Below are 20927 nucleotides of genomic sequence, written 5' to 3'. Positions count from 1 at the left end.
TACAAGCTTCATACACTTTTCTTCATGACCGACCCGACCCCGCTGAAGCTGCTCAACCGCGAACAGGCCATCCTCGAATTCAACCGCCGCGTGCTGGCCCAGGCGCAGCGCGAGGACGTGCCGCTGCTGGAGCGGCTGCGCTATGTCTGCATCGTGTCGAGCAACCTGGACGAGTTCTTTGAAGTGCGCTTCGCCGACATGCTGGACGCCGCCCGCGACCCACTCAGCAGCGTGACCGGCCAGGATGTGGAACGCGTGGGCCGTGCCGCACACGCGCTGATCGACGAGCAGTACCACGTCTTCAACGAGCAGCTGACGCCGCTGCTGGTCAAGCGGCGCATCGTCATCCTCAACCATGCCGACCGCGACGAGCCGCAGCGCCGCTGGGTGTCCCGGTTCTTCGAGCGCGAGGTCAAGCCGCTGCTGGTGCCGGTGGGGCTGGACCCGGCCCACCCCTTCCCGCAGGTGGCCAACAAGTCGCTGCACTTCATCGCGCGGCTGTCGGGCAAGGACGCCTTCGGCCGCGACAACCGCATCGCCATCGTCAAGGTGCCGCGCGTGCTGCCGCGCGTCATCAAGCTGCCCGCCAACCTCAGCGACGGCCGCCAGGCCTTCGTGCTGCTGACCAGCGTCATCCGGGCGCACCTGGAGGACTTGTTCCCAGGCCGCAAGGTCGAGGCCTTCTCGCAGTTCCGCGTCACGCGCGACTCCGACCTGGAGGTGGACGAGGAGGAGATCGCCAACCTGCGCCATGCGCTGCGCTCGGGCCTGACGACGCGCCACTTCGGCCGCGCGGTGCGGCTGGAGGTCGTCAGCACCTGCCCGGCCGAGCTGTCGGAGTTCCTGCTGCAGCAGTTCGTCCTGCCCGATGCGGCGCTGTACCGCGTCAACGGCCCCGTCAACCTCGTGCGGCTCAACGAGCTGATCGACCAGACCGACGCGCCCGCGCTGCGCTTCAAGCCGTTCGAGCCGGCCTGGCCCACCGGCCGGCTGCCGCGCCACAAGTCCATCTTCGAGCGCTTGAGGAAGAGCGACGTGCTGCTGCACCATCCGTTCGAGAGCTTCGAGCCGGTCGTGCAGCTGCTGCGCGAGGCGGTCAACGACCCCGACGTGCTGGCCATCAAGCAGACCATCTACCGCACCGGCGCCAAGTCGGAGCTGATGGACCTGCTGATCGAGGCGGCGCGGCGCGGCAAGGAGGTCATGGCCGTCGTCGAGCTGAAGGCGCGCTTCGACGAGGAGGCCAACATCAACTGGGCCGAGCGGCTGGAGGCCGTGGGCGCGCAGGTGGTGTACGGCATCGTCGGCTACAAGACCCATGCCAAGCTGCTGCTGATCATGCGGCGTGAAGGCGCCAAGCTGCGCCGTTATGCCCACATCTCGACCGGCAACTACAACCCCAAGACGGCGCGGCTGTACACCGACCTGGGCGTGCTGACGGCCGACGCCGACCTGACCGCCGACGCCGACTCGGTGTTCCGCCAGCTCGCGTCGCTGGGCAAGTTCAAGGCGCCGCGGCGCATGCTGCTGGCGCCGTTCAACATGCACAGCCGCATGCTCGAGCTGCTGGGCCAGGTCGAGGCGGCGGCGCTGGGCGGCTACAAGGGCGCGCGCATCGTCGTCAAGATCAATGCGCTGACCGACGCGGAACTCATCCACGGCCTGCTGCGCGCGGCCCAGGCCGGCGCCAAGATCGACCTCATCGTGCGTGGTGCCTGCATGCTGCCGCCAGGGTTGCCGGGCGTCAGCGACAACATCGTGGTGCGCTCGGTCGTCGGGCGCTTCCTGGAGCACTCGCGCATCTGCTACTTCCGCTGGGCCGAGCCCAGAGAGGGCGACGAAGGCGAAGCGCTGTTCCTGTCCAGCGCCGACTGGATGAGCCGCAACATGTTCCGCCGCATCGAGGTGGCCTGGCCGGTGCTGGATGCGCGGCTGCGCCAGCGCGTCATCGACGAGGCGCTGCAGCCTTACCTGCACGACAACATGGAAGCCTGGCAGCTGGGCCCGGACGGGCGTTCGGTGCGTGTGAACGGCAACGGCGCGGTCAGCGCCCAACAGGCGCTGATGCGGCGCTACAGCTGACGGAGAGCGAACATGGACCTGATCTTGTGGCGCCACGCCGAGGCCGAGATAGCCGTCCCCGGCCAAGATGACCTGCAACGCGCGCTGACCCACAAGGGCGAGCGCCAGGCGCGGCGCATGGCGGCCTGGCTGAACCACCGACTGGCGGCGACGACGCGCGTGCTCGTCAGCCCGGCCCTGCGCTGCCGGCAGACGGCCGAAGCGCTGGGCCGCGAGATGCGCATCGTGCCGTCCATCGCGCCTGACGTGCCGATAACCAACCTCATCGAGGCGTCACGCTGGCCCAAGGCGAGCGAGCCGGTGCTGCTGTGCGGCCACCAGCCGACGCTGGGGCAACTGGCCGCGCAGCTGCTGGCCGGCGTGGAGCAGGACTGGGCCATGAAGAAGGGCGCTGTGTGGTGGCTGCGCTGGCGCCAGCGCGACGGCGAGCCCGAGGTGACGCTGCACGCGGTGCAGGGGCCGGATTCCCTTTGACGCCACGCTCAATCTCGCCCGCTGAACGCGGCGAGCCTGATCGGTCTTGCAGACCGCGCTTCGGCTCGCGCCTCAGCCCTTCGCCGAGCACCTTGAGCCCGCCGGGCTCAGCCCCCCAGGGAACGGCGATGCTTGCGGCATCGAAAGGCGCGCTCAGAGGTGCCGAGTCTCTTCGGGCACGTTCCACCAGTTGTTGTGCAGGCCGTCGAAGTACTGCACCGGCGTGCTCACCAGCTCTTCCGGCGGCACGTCGTCCAGGCAAGTGAGCTTGACCGACACGAAGGCGCCACCGGTCTGCTCCAGGTAGCCATGGCCGTAGGAGCGCACGCCACAGGTCTTGCAGAACAGGTTGTGGATGCTGTTGGAGCCGAACTGGTAGTCGCTCTGCGCGTCCTCGCCGGCCAGCAGGCGGAAGGCGTCGGGCTTCACGCTGGCGCTCCAGTTGCGCGTCTTGAAGCAGATGGAGCAGTTGCAGCGGCCGCTGCCCGCGGCCAGATCGAGGTCGACTTCGAAGCGCACGGCTTTGCAGTGGCAGCTGCCGGTGTAGGTCTTGAGCATGGCGGTCTCGCGGTGGTTGAGGAAGCCGCCATCCTCGCGACCAACGCTGTCAGCGCGTGACAGTAGAACCCCCGTTGCGGAGGGCCGTTAGGCCACCAGCAGCGCCAGCACGCCGGTGCGCGCCCAGGCCTCGGCCTCTTCCTTCAGCAGGAAGCGCGTGCGGGCCTGCTCGCCGGACCAGCTCTTGGGGCAATGTAGCGTCAGCTGCTTGCCGTCCCGTTCCAGCCTGGGTGCGGCCACCGCCACCGGCGTGCGCGCATGGCACAGGATGACGGCCAGGCGCAGCGCGATGAGCTGGTCCAGCAGGCTGGCGTCGGCCAGCTGCGCCTCCATCTTGCGCAGGCCGCCGCGCTGGCCCAGCGCCAGCGCGGCCAGGCGTTGCAGCTGATTGGTGGAGAAGCCCGCAGCGTCCACATGGGCGATGACATAGGCGCTGTGGCGGTGGTGGTCGTGGTGGGAGACCAGCATGCCGACCTCGTGCAGGGCCGCCGCCCAATGCAGCTCGCGCTGCAGCTCCGGGGACGGCTTGCGCACCAGTTGGCGGTACAGCTTGTCGGCCTGCGCGGCGACGCGCTCGGCCTGCGCCGTGTCGACGCCGAAGCGCTCCTGCAGCTCGGTGACGGAGCCGGCGCGCGGGTCCTGGGCACCGCGGGGCTGCAGGCGCTCGGCCAGGTCGAAGATGACGCCCTGGCGCAGCGCGCCCTTGGTGGGCAGCAGCTCCTTGATGCCGAACTGCGCCAGCAGCGTGTAGAGGATGCACAGGCCGCCGGCGACCACGGGACGACGGTCGTCCTTCAGGCCGGCGACCTGCAGCTTGTCCTGCGAACCGGCGGCCAGGCATTGGGCGATGCACCAGCGCAGCGCGTCGGGGGTGATGCGGCCATCGGTCTGGCCCGTGGCGGCAAGGATCTGCGACACCGCGCCCACCGTGCCCGAGGAGCCCAGCGCCTCCTGCCACAGCTCGGGGCGGAACAGCGTCAGCGCCTCTTCCAGCTCGGCGCCTGCGGCGACCTGGGCGGCACGGAAAGCCTCTTCCGTGTAGAGGCCGTCGGCGAAGAAGCGCATCGACAGGCCCACGCTGCCCACGCCGAAGGACTCCGCCAGCAGCGGCTTGCGGCCGCGGCCGAGGATCATCTCGGTGGAGCGGCCGCCGATGTCGATGACCAGGCGCGGCTTGTCGGACGGCTGCAGCCGCGCCACGCCGGCGAAGATCAGGCGGGCCTCCTCGCGGCCGGAGATGACCTCGACCGGATGGCCCAGCGCGGCTTCGGCGCGCGCCAGGAAGGCGTTGCGGTTGCGCGCCTCGCGCAGCGTCTGCGTGGCCACGGCGCGCACGCGCTCGCGGGGCACGCCGACGAGCTGCTCGCCGAAGGCCTGCAGGCAGTCCAGCCCGCGCTGCATGGCGGCCTCGGTCAGCATGCCGTGTTCATCGAGGCCGGCGCCCAGGCGCACGCTTTCCTTGATGTAGCTGATGCGCTGGTAGCGGTCGCCGGAGAGCCGGGCCAGTTCCAGCCGGAAGCTGTTGGAACCGATGTCGATGGAGGCCCAGGGCTGGCCGCTGCGGTCGGGGCGCGTCGTCATGGCGGCGGATTGTCGGGGCAAAATTTGACGCCCCTTCGTAACTCCCACCCCTGGAGCCCCATGCTGAAAGAAGAGATCGACAGCCTTGCCCCCGGCCGTGACTTCAACCGCCGCGGCTTCGTGCAGACGGCGGTGGGCAGCGGCTTCGCGGCCGCCGTGCTGCCGGTGACGGCGCAGACCCTCGTGACCGACACCACGGGCCTGGAGGCCGGCACGGTCACCATCCCCGTCGGCGATTTCAAGATGCCGGCCTACCGCGCCCAGCCGGCGGGCGGGAAGAACCTGCCGGTGATCCTCGTGGCCAGTGAGATCTTCGGCGTGCATGAGCACATCGCCGACGTCTGCCGGCGTTTGGCGAAACAGGGCTATCTCGCCATCGCGCCCGAGCTGTTCGTGCGTCACGGCGACGCCGGTGCCTACACGGACATCCCCAAGCTCATCAGCGAGGTGGTCAGCAAGGCGTCCGACGCGCAGGTCCATGGCGACCTGGACGCGACGGTCGCCTGGGCCGCGGCGAATGGCGGCGACACGGCCCGGCTGGGCATCACCGGCTTCTGCTGGGGCGGCCGCGCGAGTTGGTCGTATGCCGCCCACAACTCGAAGCTGGCTGCCGCGGTCGCCTGGTACGGGCCGGTGGCGCGCAACTACTTCGCCGGCGACCAGACCGTCATCGAGCGCGCCGCCCGCATCAAGGCGCCGGTGCTGGCGCTGTACGGCGCGGCCGACAGCGGCATCCCGGTGGAGACGCTGACGCGGCTCGAAGCCGCGCTGAAGGCGGCCGGCAACACGAAGTGCGAGTTCGTCGTCTACCCCGACACGCCGCACGCCTTCCATGCCGACTACCGGCCCAGCTACCGCAAGGCGGCGGCCGAGGATGGCTGGGCGCGTTGCTTGGCCTGGTTCAAGAAGCATGGGGTTTGACAGCTCTGCTACGCTGGTCGCAGTCGGGCCGCAGTAGCGGCCCGTTGCTTTGCGCCATTCCATGACCCTCCTCCATATCGTGCTCGCCACCTTCGCAGGCGGGCTGCTGTCGGTGCTCGTCGCGGCCAGCCTGACCGTGACCGTGCTGACCCGCCTCGTGAAGAGCCTCGTCAGCCTGTCGGCCGGCATCCTGCTGGGCACCTCGCTGCTGAACGTGCTGCCCGAGGCTTTCGAAAGCCACACGGCCGCGCCGCAGACGCTGTTCGCGGTGCTGCTGGCCGGCCTGCTGTTCTTCTGGCTGCTGGAAAAGGTGGAGCTCTACCGCCACGTGCACCACCACGAGGGCGACGGCCACCATCACCACCACCATTTCGACGCCGAGCAGGCCGGCCGTGGCGGCCTGACCGTGCTGGTGGGCGACAGCATCCACAACTTCTGCGACGGCGCCATCATCGCGGCGGCCTTCCTGGCCGACACGCGGCTGGGCTTCGCGACGGCGCTGGCCATCGTCGCGCACGAGATCCCGCAGGAGGTGGGCGACTACATCGTGCTGCTGAACGCCGGCTTCAGCCGCGCCAAGGCGCTGTTGTTCAATGCGATCTCGGGCATGGCGGCGGTGGTGGGCGGCGTGCTGGGCTATTTCCTGATCGGCAGCTTCGAGGGCGTGCTGCCCTACCTGCTGGTGCTGGCGTCCAGCAGCTTCATCTACATCTCGGTGGCCGACCTGCTGCCGCAGCTGCAGCAGCGCCTGGCCTGGCGCGAGACCTTCGCCCAGGTGGCCTGGCTGGCCGTGGGCCTGGGCGTGGCCTTCGCGGTGTCGCAGCTGCTGCATGGCACTCATTGACGCCGGGCTGCGCGGCGCCCTCGTGGCGCTGCTGGCCCTCGTCATCGCCATCCTGCTGCCGCATTGGCGCCATGCGCGGCATGCCCACGTGGTGCGCATCGGCATCCTGCTGGCACTGTCGCTCGCGGTGCAGGCCATCTCCGCGTCGCCCTGGGTCGAGCGTGAGCTGCGCTGCGCCGCGCAGTCGCCCGGCATCGGCATCTCGCTGGGCACGGCGGTGCTGTTCTGGCTGTTCGCGCGCGCGGTGTTCGAGGACGGCTTTCGGCCGCGTGCCTGGCACGCCGCGTTGTGGGCGGCCGTCGCGCTGTTCGGCGCGACGATCTGCCTGTGGTCGCACTGGTGGCCGGCCTGGATGCTGCTGCGCGCCATCCCCATTGCCTTCGCGCTGCTGGGGCTGACGGCCGTGGCCGGGCCCTGGCGGGTGGACCTGGTCGAGAAGCGCCGGCGTTGGCGCGGCCTGGTCGTGGGTGGGGGCGCTGCCTATGCGCTGGTCATGGTGGCGCAGCGCATCGGCTCGGCCAATGGCAGCCTGAGCGAAGGCGCGGCCCTCGGCGACGTGGCCATGCTGCTGGCCTTGACCAGCACCATGGCCTGGCAGTTGCTGATGCCGCGCGCCGCGGGGCTGTGGGGCGAGGAGGGCGCACCCCCCGCGCCGCCGCCGCCGGCTGCCGACGCGCAGGACCAGGCCGTTGCCGCCGAGCTCGCGCGGCTGATGGGCCAGCAGCGCGGCTATGCGCAGGAGGGCCTCAGCCTGGCCGGCCTGGCCGAGCGGCTGCGCACGCCCGAATACCGGTTGCGCCGCGTCATCAACCAGGGCCTGGGGCATCGCAACTTCACCGCGTATGTCAACGGCCTGCGGCTGGCGGAGGCCAAGCGCCGGCTGGCCGACCCGGCGCAGCGCCAGCTGCCGGTGCTGACGATCGCGCTGGACGTCGGCTTCGGCTCCATCGGGCCGTTCAACCGTGCCTTCAAGGCCGACACCGGTCTCACGCCGACCGAATTCCGCCAGCGGGCGCTGGCCGATTCCTAGAAAGCACCACGCCGTTTCATCAAAAGGCGTGCCGAAACCTGTGGGTTGCGGGTTTCGGCCAGACAGCAAGGCCATCGCGGCCGACGCTGCGGGCTTCTCCATCTCCGCGAGCGCCCCATGATCCTCCGCCCCTTGCTGGCCAGCCTGATGCTGTGCACCGCCGCGCATGCCGCAACGCTGGGCACATCGACCCTGCCTGCCGATGCCGACGGTGGCGCGGTCACGCTCTTTTATCCGACGGCCGCCAGCGGCCGCGCCGAGAAGCGCGGCGACCTGGCCGTGTCGATCGCGCCGGACGCCACGCCGGAGCCCGGCAACGGCCATGTGGTGGCCATCTCGCACGGCTCGGGCGGCGGGCCGTGGGTGCACACCACGCTGGCCCAGGCGCTGGTGGACGCCGGCTTCACCGTCGTGCTGCCGCTGCACCGCGGCGACAACTGGACCGACCCCGGCCGCCCCGGGCCCGACAGCTGGCAGCAGCGCCCCGCCGAGATCAGCCACGCCCTCGACCGCGCGGCCGTTGACCCGCGCTTCGCAGCACTGAGGTGGGACCGGGTCGGCGGCTTCGGCATGTCGGCCGGCGGGCACACCATGCTGAGCCTGGCCGGCGGTGCCTGGTCGCCCGAGCGCTTCCGCGCCCACTGCGCGCGGCACCTCCCGGAGGACTTCCACACCTGCGTCGGCCTGGCCACCCGCCTGGGCGGCGGCGCGCTGGACGGCGTCAAGCTGTGGCTAGCCCGGCGTGTGCTGGACTGGAAGTTCGCCGGCGACGACCGGCCGCGCACGCATGCGGACCCGCGCTTGGCCGCCATCGTTGCGGGGGTGCCGCTGGTGGCCGACTTCGACCTCACGACGCTGGCCAGGCCGCGCGTGCCGCTGGGCCTCGTCACGGCCGATGGCGACCGCTGGCTGCTGCCGCGCTTTCACAGCGACCCGCTGCGCGTGGCGTGCCAGGGCTGCGAGCTGCTGGCCGACCTGCACGGCGGCGGCCACGGCGCGTTGCTGGCGCCGCCGCCAGCGGCGGCTCAGTTGGACCGGCTGGCGTGCGAGCTGCTGTGCGACCCGCCGGGCTTCGACCGGCCTGCCGCGACGGCGCTGTGGGTCGGGCGCACAGTGGCGTTCTTCCAGCGCCACCTGCTGGGCGCGCCCTGACCGGCGCAACGTCTCACTTGACGATGAGGACGGGCAGGTCGGTGTGGGTCAACACCTTCTGCGTCTCGCTGCCGAGCAGCAGCGCCGCCACGCCGCGGCGGCCGTGGGAGGCCATCACGATGAGGTCGACGGCTTCCCGCTTGGCGTGGTCGATGATCGCCTCCCAGGCGTGCAGGGCCTCGATGGTGTGCCCCTTGCACGCCAGGCCCTGGGCGGCGGCCACGGCGCAGACGGTCTCGACGCGCTCGCTGGCAACGCGCTGCTGGGCGTCGATGAACTCCTGCGGCGGCACCGGCTGGATCTCGGACACGGCGCTGTAGGGAAAGGGCTCCATGACGCTGAGCGTCAGCAGCTGTGCGCCATGCACCTTGGCCAACTGGATGGCGGTGTTGACGGCATTGACGGTGATGTCGGAGCCGTCCGTGGGGACGAGGATGCGCTTGAACATTCGGTCCTCCAGGAGTTGCGGAGAACCACAGTGTGCGCCGCGGCCGCCGCGAAGTGTTTGCCCAGAATCAACCGGTTGCGATCGGCCGCGCCGGGTCGGACGACCACTCGCTCCACGAGCCGGGGTAGAGCCGGCTGTCACCCAGCCCGGCGTGCGCCATGGCCAGCAGGTTGTGGCAGGCGGTGACGCCGGAGCCGCATTGCTGGACGACGGCGTCGGCCGCATGCGGCGCAAGCAAGGCCTGGAACTCGGCGCGCAGCTGGGCCGCGGGCTTGAAGCGGCCGTCGGGGCCCAGGTTGTCGCGGAAGAAGCGGTTGCTGGCGCCGGGGATGTGGCCGGCGGCCTTGTCCAGCGGCTCCACGTCGCCCCGGAAGCGCTCCGCGGCGCGGGCGTCGATGAGGCGCACCCGGCCCAGCTGCTTGAGCAGCGCGACCGCGTCGATCTGCTGGACGAGCGGCTCGCCGGGTTGCCAGTCGGTCGGTACCGCGGTGGGTAGCTCCGTGGTGAATGAGCCGTCCCACGCACCGTCGAGCGCGGCGACCTCCGCATGGCCCATCCAGCGCAGCATCCACCAGACGTGGGCGGCGTACGGGCCGCCCTGGCGGTCGTAGGCGACGACCTGGCGGCCCGCGCGCAGGCCGAGCCGGCGCAACAGCGTGGCGAACGTTTCCCGCTCCGGCAGCGGGTGGCGGCCGCGGAACGACCCGTCGGGCCCGGTCTTGTCGCCGCAGAGGTCGCGGTCCAGGTGCAGGTAGAAGGCGCCGGGGATGTGGCCCTCGGCATAGGCACGCTCGCCGACAGCGGTGTCGGCGAGGTCGAAGCCGCAGTCGAAGATCAGCGGGTCGGCCAGAGCTCGTAGTTCGGCGGCGGAGATCAAGGTCGTGAAGGGCATGTGAGGCTTCTTCGTGTAGTGACTGGCTCAGCGACTGCCGCGGAGCCGGCTTTGCCGGGCCGCTGGCAGTACCCCCTTCAGGGGGCGCGCGAAGCGCGTAGGAGGTGGGCTCAGGACTCGGCGGGGTTGAACTGGCTGTCCTTGGGCGGCGGTGCGACCCTGGAGCGCAACAGGGTGGCTGCGAGGCCGGCGCCGATGATGAGCAGCATGCCGATGGTGGCTGGCCAGGTCAGCGCGTCGTCGAACAGCAGCATGCCGAAGATGAAGGAGAAGACGATGCCGAGGTATTGCAGGCAGGCGTTCACGAGCGGCTTGCCGATGGCGTAGGCACGCGTCAGGCAGACCTGGGCGGTGGTGGCGAGCAAGCCCACCGCCAGCAGCAGCGCGGCGCCCCACAGCGTGTGCGTCTGCAGGCCGCCCTCCGTCACGGCGGTGATGAGGGCGCCGGCCAGGCAGCCGCCGACCGAGAAATAGAACACCACGCGCAGCTCGGGCTCACCAGCACGACCCAGCGCGGTGACCTGCAAATAGGCCATCGCTGCCAGCATGCCGGACAGCAGGCCGGCCAGGCCATGCCAGAGCTGCTGCTGGTCCAGCGTCGGCCGCAGGATCAGCGCGACGCCGGCGAAGCCGAGCAGCACCGAGGCCATCAGCCGCCAGTCCAGCTTCTGAGCGCCCATCAGCACGGCGCCGCCGAGCAGGAACAGCGCCATCCACACCGACGACATGTAGTTCAGCGTCATCGCCGTCGCCAGCGGCAGTTTGCCGATGGCATAGAACCACAAGCACAACGACGTGACGCCGGAGATGCTGCGCCAGACGTGCATGCCGGGCAGGCGGGTCTTCAGGCTGGTGCCCTGGCGATGCGTCAGCACGGCCATCATCAGCGCGCCGACCAGCCCGCGGTACATGACGATCTCGCTGGCCGCATAGAACTCGCTGGCCAGCTTGACGCAGACGCCCATGGTGGCGAAGAGAAAGGTCGCCAGGACCATGAGCGCGGAAGCCGGCATCAGAGCGGCGCGCCGATCTCGTTGCGATACCACTCGTGGAAGTGCTGCATGCCGTCTTCCATCGGGCTCTGGTAGGGGCCGGCCTCGTTGTCGCCGCGCATCATCAGCGCCTTGCGGCCGGCGTCCATGCGCTCGGCGATCTCGTCGTCCTCAATGCAGGTCTCCATGTAGGCGGCCTGGTGGGCGTCGACGAAATCGCGCTCGAACGCGGCGATCTCCTCGGGGTAGTAGAACTCGACGAGGTTGACCGTCTTCTGCGGCGACACGGGGTGCAGCGTCGACACCACCAGCACGTGCGGATACCACTCCACCATGATGTGCGGGTAGTAGGTGAGCCAGATGGCGCCGGCTTCGGGCGGTCGGCCCTCGCGGTACTTCAGCAGCTGGTCGTGCCAGCGCTGGTAGACCGGCGAGCCCGGGCGCTCCAGCCCCTGGTGCACGCCGACGGTCTGCACCGAGTGGTGCTTGCCGAACTCCCACGCGAGGTCGTCGCAGGTCACGAAGCCGCCGAGGCCGGGGTGGAACGGCCCGACGTGGTAATCCTCGAGGTAGACCTCGATGAAGGTCTTCCAGTTGTAGTTGCACTCGTGGACCTGGACCTTGTCGAGCACATAGCCTGAGAAGTCGAGCTGGGCATGCGGGCCGAGCTTGCCCAGTTCGGCAGCGACGTCATGGCCGTTGTCCTCGAACAGCAGGCCGTTCCATTCGCGCAACGGGTAGCGGTTCAGGTTGAGGCAGGGGTCTTCCGCGAAATGCGGTGCGCCGATCAGCTCGCCCTGGTGGGAATACGTCCAGCGGTGCAGCGGGCAGACGATGTTGGCCCGGGTGTTGCCGCGCCCGCGCAGCATGACCGCCTGGCGGTGGCGGCAGACGTTGGAGATCAGCTCGATGCCCTGGGCCGACCGCACGAGCGCCCGGCCTTCGCCTTCCTGGGGTAGGGCGTAGTGGTCGCCAACTTCCGGCACGGCCAGTGCATGGCCGACATAGCGGGGCCCTCGCTGAAAGATGCTGGCCTGTTCACGCTGGAACAGATCGGGGTCGAAGTAGGCGCTCACCGGGAGCTGGGTCTGGCTGCGTTGAAGCGCCGAGACAGGTAGGCTCAGGTCGGACATGATCCAGGCGGGTCTTTCAGGCGAGTAGGAGTGCTGCGTCCCTCCGGCGCATCTCGGCATGCCGAGTCGGCCAGGTTGCTAGGTGGTTGGAGGAGCGGTTCGCGCGTGCGCGCGGCCGTGGGAAAGGGACCAGGATTCTACCCGGGCGGGTGCTGTCCCGCCATCGGTCAGGTCATGGGGCTCCGAACTGTCAAAACGCGCTGACTACAATTGCGGTTTCGCGTTTTGAAATGACAGCCAAGACCTCCGCCCGGACCAAGGCCGCCGCACCAGACGGCAGTGAACTCAGCTACGAGCAGGCGCTCGACGAGCTGGAGCGCCTGGTCGCGGCGATGGAAGGGCAGCAGCTCCCGCTGGATCAGCTGCTGGAGAGCTACCAGCGCGGCGCCCAGCTGCTGGCGCTGTGCCGGGGGCGGCTGCAAGCGGTGGAGCAGCAGGTGAAGCTGCTGGACGGGGTGGAGTTGAAGGCCTGGGAGGGCCCCTGAACATGGAAGCAAAGGACTTCGACCGCTGGGTGGAAACGTCCCTGGCCGCCTTCGAGGCGACGCTGGACGACCTGGTGCCCACGCAAGCGCCTGCCGGCCTCGGCGAGGCCATGCGCTATGCGGTGCTGGGCGGCGGCAAGCGGCTGCGCCCGCTGCTGGTGCTGGCCAGTTGCGCGGCGGTCAACGGCGACGGTTTTGCGGCGATGCGCGCCGCCTGCGCGGTGGAGCTGATCCACGCGTACTCGCTGGTACATGACGACATGCCCTGCATGGACGACGACGTCATGCGCCGCGGCAAGCCGACGACGCATGTGGCCTTCGGCGAGGCCCAAGCCATGCTGGCCGGAGACGCGATGCAGGCGCTGGCCTTCGATGTGCTGACGCCGGACGAAGGCATCGCCCCGGCGCTGCAGGCGCGTCTGTGCGCGCTGCTCGCGCGCTCGGCCGGCTACGACGGCATGGCCGGCGGCCAGGCCATCGACCTGGCGAGCATCGGCAAGCGCCTTGACGAGAAGACCTTGCGTGACATGCACCGCCGCAAGACCGGCGTGCTGCTGCAGGCCAGCGTCATGATGGGTGCGGCCTGCGGGCCGGCGTCGGCCCAGGCCACCCGGTCGCTGTCCGACTACGGCGCAGCGCTGGGCCTGGCCTTCCAGGTCGTCGACGACATCCTCGACGTGACCCAGGATTCCACCGTGCTGGGCAAGACCGCCGGCAAGGACCAGGACGCGAACAAGCCCACCTATGTCAGCGTGCTCGGCCTCGACGCCGCGCGTGCCCTGGCGCAGAAGCTGCGCGCCGAGGCCAAGGCGGCGCTGGCCGCCAGCGGGCTGGCCGACGTCAGCCACCTGAGCCTGCTGGCCGACTCCGTCGTCGAACGGGACAACTGAAGAGAGCTTCATCATGGACTTTCCCCTGCTGAGCGCCATCGACAGCCCCGCCGACCTGCGCCGGTTGCCGCGCGGCGAGCTGAAGAAGCTGGCCGACGAGGTGCGCGCCTATGTGCTGGACAGCGTCTCCAAGACCGGCGGCCACCTGGGTTCCAACCTGGGCACCGTCGAACTGACCGTCGCGCTGCACTACGTCTACAACACGCCGGAAGACCGGCTGGTGTGGGACGTGGGCCACCAGACCTATCCGCACAAGGTGCTGACCGGCCGGCGCGACCGCATGCCGGGCCTGCGCCAGCTGGGTGGCATCAGCGGCTTCCCGCGCCGCGACGAGAGCGTCTACGACACCTTCGGCACCGGCCACTCGTCGACGTCGATCTCAGCCGCCCACGGCATGGCCATGGCGGCCAAGCTCAAGGGCGAGGACCGCAAGGCCGTGGCCATCATCGGCGACGGCTCGATGACGGCCGGCATGGCCTTCGAGGCGCTGAACAACGCCGGCGTGGCGCACGGCGGCCTGCTAGGCGACGTGCTGGTCATCCTGAACGACAACGACATGTCGATCAGCCCGCCGGTCGGGGCGCTGAACAAATACCTGGCGCGCCTGATGAGCGGCAGCTTCTACACGGCGGCGCGCGAGGGCGCCAAGAGCGTGCTGAAGAACACGCCGCTGTACGAGTTCGCGCGCAAGTTCGAGGAGCACACCAAGGGCATGGTCGTGCCGGGCACGATCTTCGAGGAGTTCGGCTTCAACTACGTCGGGCCCATCGACGGCCACGACCTCGACTCGCTGATCCCGACGCTGGAGAACCTGCGCGACAAGCGCGGCCCGCAGTTCCTGCACATCGTCACGAAGAAGGGCGCCGGCTACAAGCTGGCCGAGAACGACCCGGTCAAGTACCACGCGGCCTCCGGCAAGTTCGACCCGGCTGTGGGCTTCGTCAAGCCGGCCACGCCGCCGAAGACGACGTTCACGCAGGTCTTCGGCGAGTGGCTGTGCGACATGGCCGAGGCCGACGCGCGCCTGGTCGGCATCACGCCGGCGATGCGCGAGGGCTCCGGCATGGTCGAGTTCCACAAGCGCTTCCCGCAGCGCTATCACGACGTCGGCATCGCCGAGCAGCATTCGGTCACCTTCGCGGCCGGCATGGCTTGCGAGGGCCTGAAGCCGGTCGTCGCGATCTATTCGACCTTCCTGCAGCGCGCCTACGACCAGATGGTCCACGACGTGGCGATCCAGAACCTGCCCGTGCTGTTCGCGCTGGACCGCGCCGGCCTCGTCGGTGCCGACGGCGCGACGCATGCCGGCAACTACGACATCGCCTTCACGCGCTGCATCCCGAACATGGCCGTGCTGACGCCGGCCGACGAGGACGAATGCCGGCAGGCGCTCTACACCGGTTTCATGCATGACGGCCCGGTGACCGTGCGCTACCCGCGCGGCGCCGGCGCCGGTGTCGTGCCGGTCAAGGCCATGACGGCGCAGCCCTGGGGCAAGGGCGAAGTGCGCCGCCACGGGCAGCGCATCGCCATCCTTGCGTTCGGTACCTTGCTCTACCCGGCGCTGGAAGTCGGCGAGCGCCTGGGCGCCACGGTCGCCAACATGCGCTTCGTCAAGCCGCTGGACACCGAACTGGTGGCCGAACTGGCGCGCACGCACGAAGCCCTGGTCACCGTCGAGGACGGCTGCATCATGGGCGGCGCGGGCAGTGCGGTCGCCGAGGCGCTGAGCGCCGCCGGCCTGACGGTGCCGGTGCTGCAGCTGGGCCTGCCCGACGAGTTCGTCGAGCATGGCGACCCGGTCAAGCTGATGTCCCTGTGCGGGCTGGACGCCGCCGGCATCGAGGCCAGCATCGTCAAGCGCTTCGGGACGAAGCCGACCGTGGTGCGCGCCGCAGCGCGCTGAGCAACGCGTCGACCAGCGGCTGCGCCGGCCGGTGCAGCGGGATCAAAGCGCTGACGCGGTAGGGAATCGACACGGCTAGCGGCCGCACCACCAAGCCCTGGCCGGCGCAGGCCGCAGCGGTCAGCGGGTTGACGATGGCCAGGCCCAGGCCCGAGCGGACCAGTTCGCAGACGGCCACCGCGCTGTGCGTCTGCACGCGCAGGTGGCGCGAGATGCCGGCCGCGTCGAAGCGCGCATCGATCTCGCGTCGGTAGGGGTCGTCCTCGGCCAGGCTGATGAAGCCTTGATCCCTGAAATCCCGCAGGGCCAGGCGCGAGCGCGATGCCAGCGCATGGTCGGCCGGCAGCACGGCCACCTCGTCCGCCTCCAGCACCGGCTCGACCCGCACGCCCGGCAAGGGCGTGGCCTGCTCGGCCAGGCCCAGGTCGAAGCGCTGCTCGCCCATCCAGGCGTCCAGCAGCGGCGGCTCGGCCGGCGTGATGGAGACGCGCGCGGCGGGGTGGTCGGCCAGCAGCGCCGCGAGCGCCCCGGGCAGCAGCGCATGGCTCAGGGCCGGCAGGCTCAGCACGCTGAGTTCGGTGTCCTCCGCCCGGCCCAGCGCCTGGGCGCGCTCGATGACGCGCGCCAGCCCCTGGAAGCTGCGCTCCACCTCGTCGAACAAGGCCCGCGCCCGCGCCGTCGCCTGCAGGCGGCCGCGCTCGCGCTCGAAGAGGGCGTAGCCCAGGAGCTGTTCCAGCCGTGCAAGGTCGCGGCTCAGCGTGGGCTGCGAGGTGTGCAGCAGCGCTGCCGCGCCCGTGACGCTGCCGGCCGTCATGACGGCGCGGAAGACTTCGATGTGGCGGTGCTGGATATCCATATCAGGAATGGATTGTCCAACGACAAATTGCAATTTGATTGAATAGATTGCCCCGGGCATGCTGCGCAACATGACCAAGCCCCTGCCCACCGTCCTGACCCCCGCCCGACTGCAGCTTCTCGCCGCCGCGCACGGCACGCCGCTGTGGGTCTACGACGCCGCCACCATCCGCCAGCGCGCAGCGTCGCTGCAACGCTTCGACGTCGTCCGCTTTGCGCAGAAGGCCTGCTCCAACATCCACATCCTGAAGTTGCTGCGCGAGGCTGGCGTCAAGGTCGATTCCGTCTCGCGTGGCGAGATCCTGCGCGCGCTGGCGGCCGGCTACCCGACGGGCGGCGACGACATCGTCTTCACGGCCGACCTGCTGGACCACGCGACGCTGGCCACCGTCGTCGAGCACCGCATTCCCGTCAATGCCGGCTCCATCGACATGCTCCACCAACTGGGCGCGGCTTCAAAGGGCCATGCCGTCTGGCTGCGCATCAATCCCGGTTTCGGCCACGGCCACAGCCACAAGACCAACACCGGCGGCGAGCACAGCAAGCATGGCATCTGGCACGCCGACCTCGGCGCCGCGCTGGCGGCCATCCGCCAGCACGGGCTGAAGCTGGTGGGCCTGCACATGCACATCGGCTCTGGCGTGGATTACGGCCACCTGGCCCAGGTGGGCCAGGCGATGGTGGGCCTCGTGAAGCAAACCGTCGCAGCCGGCCACGACCTGCACGCCATCTCGGCCGGCGGCGGCCTGTCGATTCCGTACCGCGAGGGCGACGCCGGCATCGACGTCGACCACTACTTCGGCCTCTGGGACACCGCGCGCCGTGACGCGGAGGCGCTGGTGGGCCACAAGCTGACGCTGGAGCTGGAGCCTGGCCGCTACCTGGTCGCCGAAAGCGCCGTGCTGCTGGCGGAGGTGAGGGCGGTCAAGAACGCCGGCGCCAACCGCTTCGTGCTGGTGGACGCGGGCTTCAACGAGCTGATGCGCCCGGCCATGTACGGCAGCTTCCATGCGATGACACTGCTGCCGCGTGACGGTGTGGCGCGGCCGGCGCAGCCGACGGTCGTGGCCGGCCCGCTGTGCGAATCGGGCGATGTCTTCACGCAGGCCGCCGGCGGCGAGGTGCTGACCCGTGAACTGCCCGAGGCCCGCGTCGGCGACCTGCTCGCCATCCACGACGCCGGCGCCTACGGCGCCTCCATGTCCAGCAACTACAACAGCCGGCCGCTGGCGGCCGAGGTGCTGGTGGACGGCGATGCGAGCCGGCTCATCCGCCGCCGCCAGACGGTCGAGGAATTGCTCGCGCTGGAGCTCTGACGCTGCCCGCGCCGGGCGCCCGGTACATCGGATAACACTGCCGCCATGCCCGCAGGGTTGGCAGCCCACGGCTGGATGGCTTAGGCTTTCCGGCTCTTGCCGCTTGTGTGGCCGATAGCCAAAGCCAATAGAGCCGATTTGATTAAAGTTTTCAACTGAAAACTCTTCATCGATATAGTTCTACCTATCCCATCCACCCCACCCCCAACACGGAGCATTCCATGTCCCTGATCAACACCCAAGTCCAGCCGTTCAAGACCGAAGCCTTCCACAACGGCAAGTTCGTCACCGTCAGCGACGAGACGCTGAAGGGCAAGTGGTCCGTGCTGATCTTCATGCCGGCCGCCTTCACCTTCAACTGCCCGACCGAAGTCGAGGACGCGGCCGAGAACTACGCCGAGTTCCAGAAGCTGGACACCGAGGTCTACATCGTCACGACCGACACCCACTTCTCGCACAAGGTCTGGCACGAGACCTCGCCGGCCGTCGGCAAGGCCAAGTTCCCGCTGGTCGGCGACCCGACCCACACGCTGACCAACGCTTTCGGCGTGCACATCCCTGAAGAGGGCCTGGCGCTGCGCGGCACCTTTGTCATCAATCCGGACGGCGTCATCAAGACGGCCGAGATCCATTCCAACGAAATCGCCCGCGACGTCAAGGAAACGCTGCGCAAGCTCAAGGCCGCCCAGTACACCGCCAAGAACCCTGGCCAGGTCTGCCCGGCCAAGTGGAACGAAGGCGCCAAGACCATCGCCCCGAGCCTGGACCTCGTCGGCAAGATCTAAATGCGTTTTGCAAGGAGCCCGGGAGGGCTCCTTCCTTCCGCAGAGCCTCGCCGGTTCTGCTGAAAGGGCCTCCGCCCCGGGGACCCTTTCAGCAGTGGCCAGCCGCGCCACGCCTCACTGAAAGGACCTCACCATGTTGGACGCCGCCCTCAAGACCCAGCTCCAGGGCTACCTGGACCACGTCAAGCTCCCCTTCGAGATCGTCGCCTCGCTAGACAACTCGTCCAACAGCGACGACATGCGCGAACTGCTCGAGCAGATTGCCGGCATGACCGACAAGATCACGCTGCGCACCGACGGCGTCGACACGCGCACGCCGTCCTTCCTGCTGCGACGCACGGGCACCGAGCAGTCGTTGCGCTTCGCGGCGATTCCGCTCGGCCACGAGTTCACGTCCCTCGTGCTGGCACTGCTGTGGACGGGCGGCCACCCCCCCAAGGTCGACCAGGCGCAGATCGACGCGGTCAAGGCGCTGGACCTGGATCTCGACTTCGAGATCTACATGAGCCTGACCTGCCACAACTGCCCGGACGTCGTGCAGGCGCTGTCGCTGATGTCCATCGTCAACCCCCGCATCCGCACCACCGTCATCGACGGCGGGCTGTTCCAGGCCGAGGTCGAGGCGCGCGAGATCATGGCCGTGCCGGCCGTGTGGCTGAACGGCCAGCCGTTCGCCTCGGGGCGCATGACGCTCGAGGAGATCGTCGCCAAGCTCGACACCGGCGCCGCCGCACGTGACGCCGAAAAGCTGGGCGCTGAAGAGCCGTACGACATGCTCATCATCGGCGGCGGCCCTGCCGGCGCGGCGGCCGCGGTGTACGCAGCGCGCAAGGGCATCCGCACCGGCGTCGCGGCCGAGCGCTTCGGCGGCCAGGTGAACGACACGCTGGGCATCGAGAACTACATCTCCGTGTCCATGACCGACGGCCCCAAGTTCGCCGCTGCGCTGGAGGGCCACGTCAAGGACTACAAGGTCGACATCCACAACCTGCAGCGCGCTGAGAAGCTGACACCTGCAGCCCAGCCGGGCGGCCTGGTCGAAGTCGAACTGGCCAACGGCGCCAAGCTCAAGGGCAAGACGGTCATCCTGTCCACCGGCGCGCGCTGGCGCAACGTGGGCGTGCCCGGCGAGGCCGAGTACAAGAACAAGGGCGTGGCCTATTGCCCGCACTGCGACGGCCCGCTGTTCAAGGGCAAGCCGGTCGCCGTCATCGGCGGCGGCAACTCGGGCGTCGAGGCGGCCATCGACCTGGCCGGCATCGTCAAGCATGTGACGCTGATCGAGTTCGGCGCCGAGCTGCGCGCCGACGCGGTGTTGGTGAAGAAGCTGGAAAGCCTGCCCAACGTCACCATCATCATGAACGCGCAGACCACCGAGTTCACCGGCACCAACGGCAAGCTCGACGGCCTGAACTACACCGACCGCGTCTCCGGCGAGGCCAGGCGGGTCGAGGTGGAAGGCTGCTTCGTGCAGATCGGCCTGGTGCCCAACACCGAGTGGCTGCGCGGCACGCTGGAGCTCAGCAAGCACGGCGAGATCATCGTGGACACCAAGGGCGCGACGTCCATCCCGGGCGTGTTCGCAGCGGGCGACGTGACGACGGTGCCGTTCAAGCAGATCATCATCGCGGCCGGTGATGGCGCGAAGGCGGCCCTCGGCGCCTTCGACTACCTGATGCGGAACTAAATCGGCTTGACCTGCAAGGCGCGGCGGGCCTGCCACAGGCCCTCCGCGCTGTAGAGCGCCAGTGCGCCCCAGATGAAGCCGAACGCGATCAGCCGCGTCGCGTCCATCGGCTCCTTGAACAGGAAGACGCCCAGCAGGAACTGCAGCGACGGCGAGACGTACTGCACCAGGCCCAGCGTCGCCAGAGACAGCCGCCGCGCGCCGGCCGCGAACAGCAGCAGGCTGCCGGCCGTCACCGGCCCGGTGCCGACCAGCCAGGCCCAGTCGACGGCCGTCTGCCCGGCCATGCTGCCGTCCTGCGACCACCAGATCAGCCCCGCGGCGGCCAGCGGCGCGAGGATCAGCGTCTCCAGCGTCAGGCCCTCGATGGCGCCGAGCGCGGCGGTCTTGCGCATCAGGCCGTAGAAGCCGAAGCTGACCGCCAGCACCAGCGCCACCCAGGGCAGCCGCCCGCCCGCCACCGTCAGCCACAGCACGCCGAAGGCCGCCAGGCCCACGGCCAGCCACTGCACCGGCCGCGGCCGCTCGTGCAGCACCGCAAAGCCCAGCGCCACGTTGACCAGCGGGTTGATGAAGTAGCCCAGGCTGGCGTCGATGACATGGCCGTGGCCCACGGCCCAGACATAGGTCAGCCAGTTGACGGCGATCAGCGTGGCCGACAGCGCGAAGCGCCGCCAGGTCGCGGCGCCCACGTCCTTCAGCCAGCCCAGGTTGCGGCTCACCAGCAGCACAACGGCGACGAAGGCCAGCGACCACAGCGTGCGGTGGGCGACGATCTGCAGCGACGGGATGGCGGCGATCTGCCGGAAGTAGAGCGGGAACAGCCCCCAGCTCAGATAGGCGCCGAGGGCGTAGAGGATGCCGGAGTTCATCGCCGGCATTCTCTTTGAGGGTAA

At 69.5% G+C, this 20927-nt stretch carries 20 protein-coding genes; 12 read left to right on the top strand and 8 right to left on the bottom strand.

Annotation, left to right across the window (positions count from 1 at the left end; all coding sequences use genetic code 11):
• The first annotated feature begins 24 nt into the window (after positions 1 to 24).
• Positions 25 to 2082 (top strand): polyphosphate kinase 1, encoded by a 2058-nt coding sequence (gene ppk1, locus ASD35_RS06335; RefSeq protein ID WP_056874027.1) that lies wholly within the window; start codon positions 25 to 27, stop codon positions 2080 to 2082.
• A gap of 12 nt (positions 2083 to 2094) precedes the next feature.
• Entirely contained in the window at positions 2095 to 2556 is a 462-nt protein-coding gene (gene sixA / locus ASD35_RS06330; RefSeq protein ID WP_056874026.1) for a phosphohistidine phosphatase SixA, read from the top strand.
• A gap of 153 nt (positions 2557 to 2709) precedes the next feature.
• Here sixA and ASD35_RS06325 read toward each other — a convergent pair whose 3' ends face one another.
• Together ASD35_RS06325 and ASD35_RS06320 are read right to left on the bottom strand one after the other, a co-directional pair.
• Positions 2710 to 3114 carry a GFA family protein gene (locus tag ASD35_RS06325; protein ID WP_056874025.1) on the bottom strand — a complete coding sequence of 135 codons (405 nt, stop codon included), beginning with the start codon at positions 3112 to 3114 and terminating at the stop codon, positions 2710 to 2712.
• An 87-nt stretch (positions 3115 to 3201) separates the two neighbouring features.
• Positions 3202 to 4695, bottom strand: a complete 1494-nt coding sequence (locus ASD35_RS06320; RefSeq protein WP_056874024.1) for a Ppx/GppA phosphatase family protein — start codon at positions 4693 to 4695, stop codon at positions 3202 to 3204.
• Positions 4696 to 4755: 60 nt separating this feature from the next.
• On the opposite strand from ASD35_RS06320, the gene ASD35_RS06315 reads away from it, so the two are divergent.
• The 4 genes from ASD35_RS06315 to ASD35_RS06300 all read left to right on the top strand — a co-directional run bounded on the left by ASD35_RS06315 (position 4756) and on the right by ASD35_RS06300 (position 8642).
• Entirely contained in the window at positions 4756 to 5616 is an 861-nt protein-coding gene (locus ASD35_RS06315) for a dienelactone hydrolase family protein (RefSeq protein WP_056874023.1), read from the top strand.
• Positions 5617 to 5677: 61 nt separating this feature from the next.
• The gene (locus ASD35_RS06310; protein ID WP_056874022.1) at positions 5678 to 6460 is read left to right on the top strand and encodes a ZIP family metal transporter; all 783 of its coding nucleotides are present in this window, start codon (positions 5678 to 5680) and stop codon (positions 6458 to 6460) included.
• Positions 6447 to 7490, top strand: coding sequence for a helix-turn-helix domain-containing protein (locus tag ASD35_RS06305; RefSeq protein WP_056874021.1), 1044 nt, complete (start codon positions 6447 to 6449; stop codon positions 7488 to 7490). Before ASD35_RS06310 ends, ASD35_RS06305 begins: the two co-directional genes overlap by 14 nt.
• Positions 7491 to 7607: 117 nt before the next feature.
• On the top strand, positions 7608 to 8642 hold the full coding sequence (locus ASD35_RS06300) for a dienelactone hydrolase (RefSeq protein WP_056874020.1): 1035 nt from the start codon (positions 7608 to 7610) through the stop codon (positions 8640 to 8642).
• Positions 8643 to 8655: 13 nt separating this feature from the next.
• Here the strand turns inward: ASD35_RS06300 and ASD35_RS06295 are convergent, their stop codons facing one another.
• The 4 genes from ASD35_RS06295 to ASD35_RS06280 all read right to left on the bottom strand — a co-directional run bounded on the left by ASD35_RS06295 (position 8656) and on the right by ASD35_RS06280 (position 12107).
• Complete coding sequence (locus ASD35_RS06295; RefSeq protein WP_056874019.1) at positions 8656 to 9090, bottom strand: universal stress protein; 435 nt, start codon at positions 9088 to 9090, stop codon at positions 8656 to 8658.
• Positions 9091 to 9157: 67 nt separating this feature from the next.
• Positions 9158 to 9982 carry a sulfurtransferase gene (locus ASD35_RS06290; RefSeq protein WP_056874018.1) on the bottom strand — a complete coding sequence of 275 codons (825 nt, stop codon included), beginning with the start codon at positions 9980 to 9982 and terminating at the stop codon, positions 9158 to 9160.
• A gap of 110 nt (positions 9983 to 10092) precedes the next feature.
• Positions 10093 to 10977, bottom strand: coding sequence for a DMT family transporter (locus ASD35_RS06285; protein ID WP_082580035.1), 885 nt, complete (start codon positions 10975 to 10977; stop codon positions 10093 to 10095).
• A gap of 17 nt (positions 10978 to 10994) precedes the next feature.
• On the bottom strand, positions 10995 to 12107 hold the full coding sequence (locus ASD35_RS06280) for an SRPBCC family protein (RefSeq protein ID WP_056874016.1): 1113 nt from the start codon (positions 12105 to 12107) through the stop codon (positions 10995 to 10997).
• A 230-nt stretch (positions 12108 to 12337) separates the two neighbouring features.
• Between ASD35_RS06280 and xseB the strand changes: the two genes are divergently transcribed.
• The 3 genes from xseB to dxs are packed head-to-tail and all read left to right on the top strand — an operon-like array spanning position 12338 to position 15388.
• Positions 12338 to 12592, top strand: coding sequence for an exodeoxyribonuclease VII small subunit (gene xseB / locus ASD35_RS06275; protein WP_056874015.1), 255 nt, complete (start codon positions 12338 to 12340; stop codon positions 12590 to 12592).
• 2 nt (positions 12593 to 12594) lie between these two features.
• Positions 12595 to 13482 carry a polyprenyl synthetase family protein gene (locus ASD35_RS06270; RefSeq protein WP_056874014.1) on the top strand — a complete coding sequence of 296 codons (888 nt, stop codon included), beginning with the start codon at positions 12595 to 12597 and terminating at the stop codon, positions 13480 to 13482.
• Between the two features lie 13 nt (positions 13483 to 13495).
• Entirely contained in the window at positions 13496 to 15388 is a 1893-nt protein-coding gene (gene dxs, locus ASD35_RS06265) for a 1-deoxy-D-xylulose-5-phosphate synthase (RefSeq protein WP_056874013.1), read from the top strand.
• Here dxs and ASD35_RS06260 read toward each other — a convergent pair.
• Positions 15339 to 16244, bottom strand: coding sequence for a LysR family transcriptional regulator (locus ASD35_RS06260; protein ID WP_056874012.1), 906 nt, complete (start codon positions 16242 to 16244; stop codon positions 15339 to 15341). The genes dxs and ASD35_RS06260 overlap by 50 nt on opposite strands.
• Positions 16245 to 16314: 70 nt before the next feature.
• On the opposite strand from ASD35_RS06260, the gene lysA reads away from it, so the two are divergent.
• The 3 genes from lysA (at position 16315) to ahpF (ending at position 20031) form a co-directional block, all read left to right on the top strand.
• Entirely contained in the window at positions 16315 to 17559 is a 1245-nt protein-coding gene (gene lysA / locus ASD35_RS06255) for a diaminopimelate decarboxylase (RefSeq protein ID WP_056874617.1), read from the top strand.
• A 221-nt stretch (positions 17560 to 17780) separates the two neighbouring features.
• Entirely contained in the window at positions 17781 to 18344 is a 564-nt protein-coding gene (gene ahpC / locus ASD35_RS06250) for an alkyl hydroperoxide reductase subunit C (protein WP_056874011.1), read from the top strand.
• A gap of 133 nt (positions 18345 to 18477) precedes the next feature.
• Positions 18478 to 20031: an alkyl hydroperoxide reductase subunit F gene (gene ahpF / locus ASD35_RS06245; protein ID WP_056874010.1), complete on the top strand. Its 1554-nt coding sequence runs from the start codon at positions 18478 to 18480 to the stop codon at positions 20029 to 20031.
• Here the strand turns inward: ahpF and rarD are convergent.
• Positions 20028 to 20903, bottom strand: coding sequence for an EamA family transporter RarD (gene rarD, locus ASD35_RS06240; protein WP_056874009.1), 876 nt, complete (start codon positions 20901 to 20903; stop codon positions 20028 to 20030). The two genes, ahpF and rarD, sit on opposite strands and share 4 nt — an antisense overlap.
• Positions 20904 to 20927 lie beyond the last annotated feature (24 nt).

This window comes from Pelomonas sp. Root1444 (assembly GCF_001426885.1).
In the GTDB taxonomy this organism is placed as follows: Bacteria; Pseudomonadota; Gammaproteobacteria; order Burkholderiales; family Burkholderiaceae_C; genus Pelomonas.
Note: the sequence above shows the minus strand (reverse complement) of the source record. Positions and strands in the feature narration are given on the sequence as shown.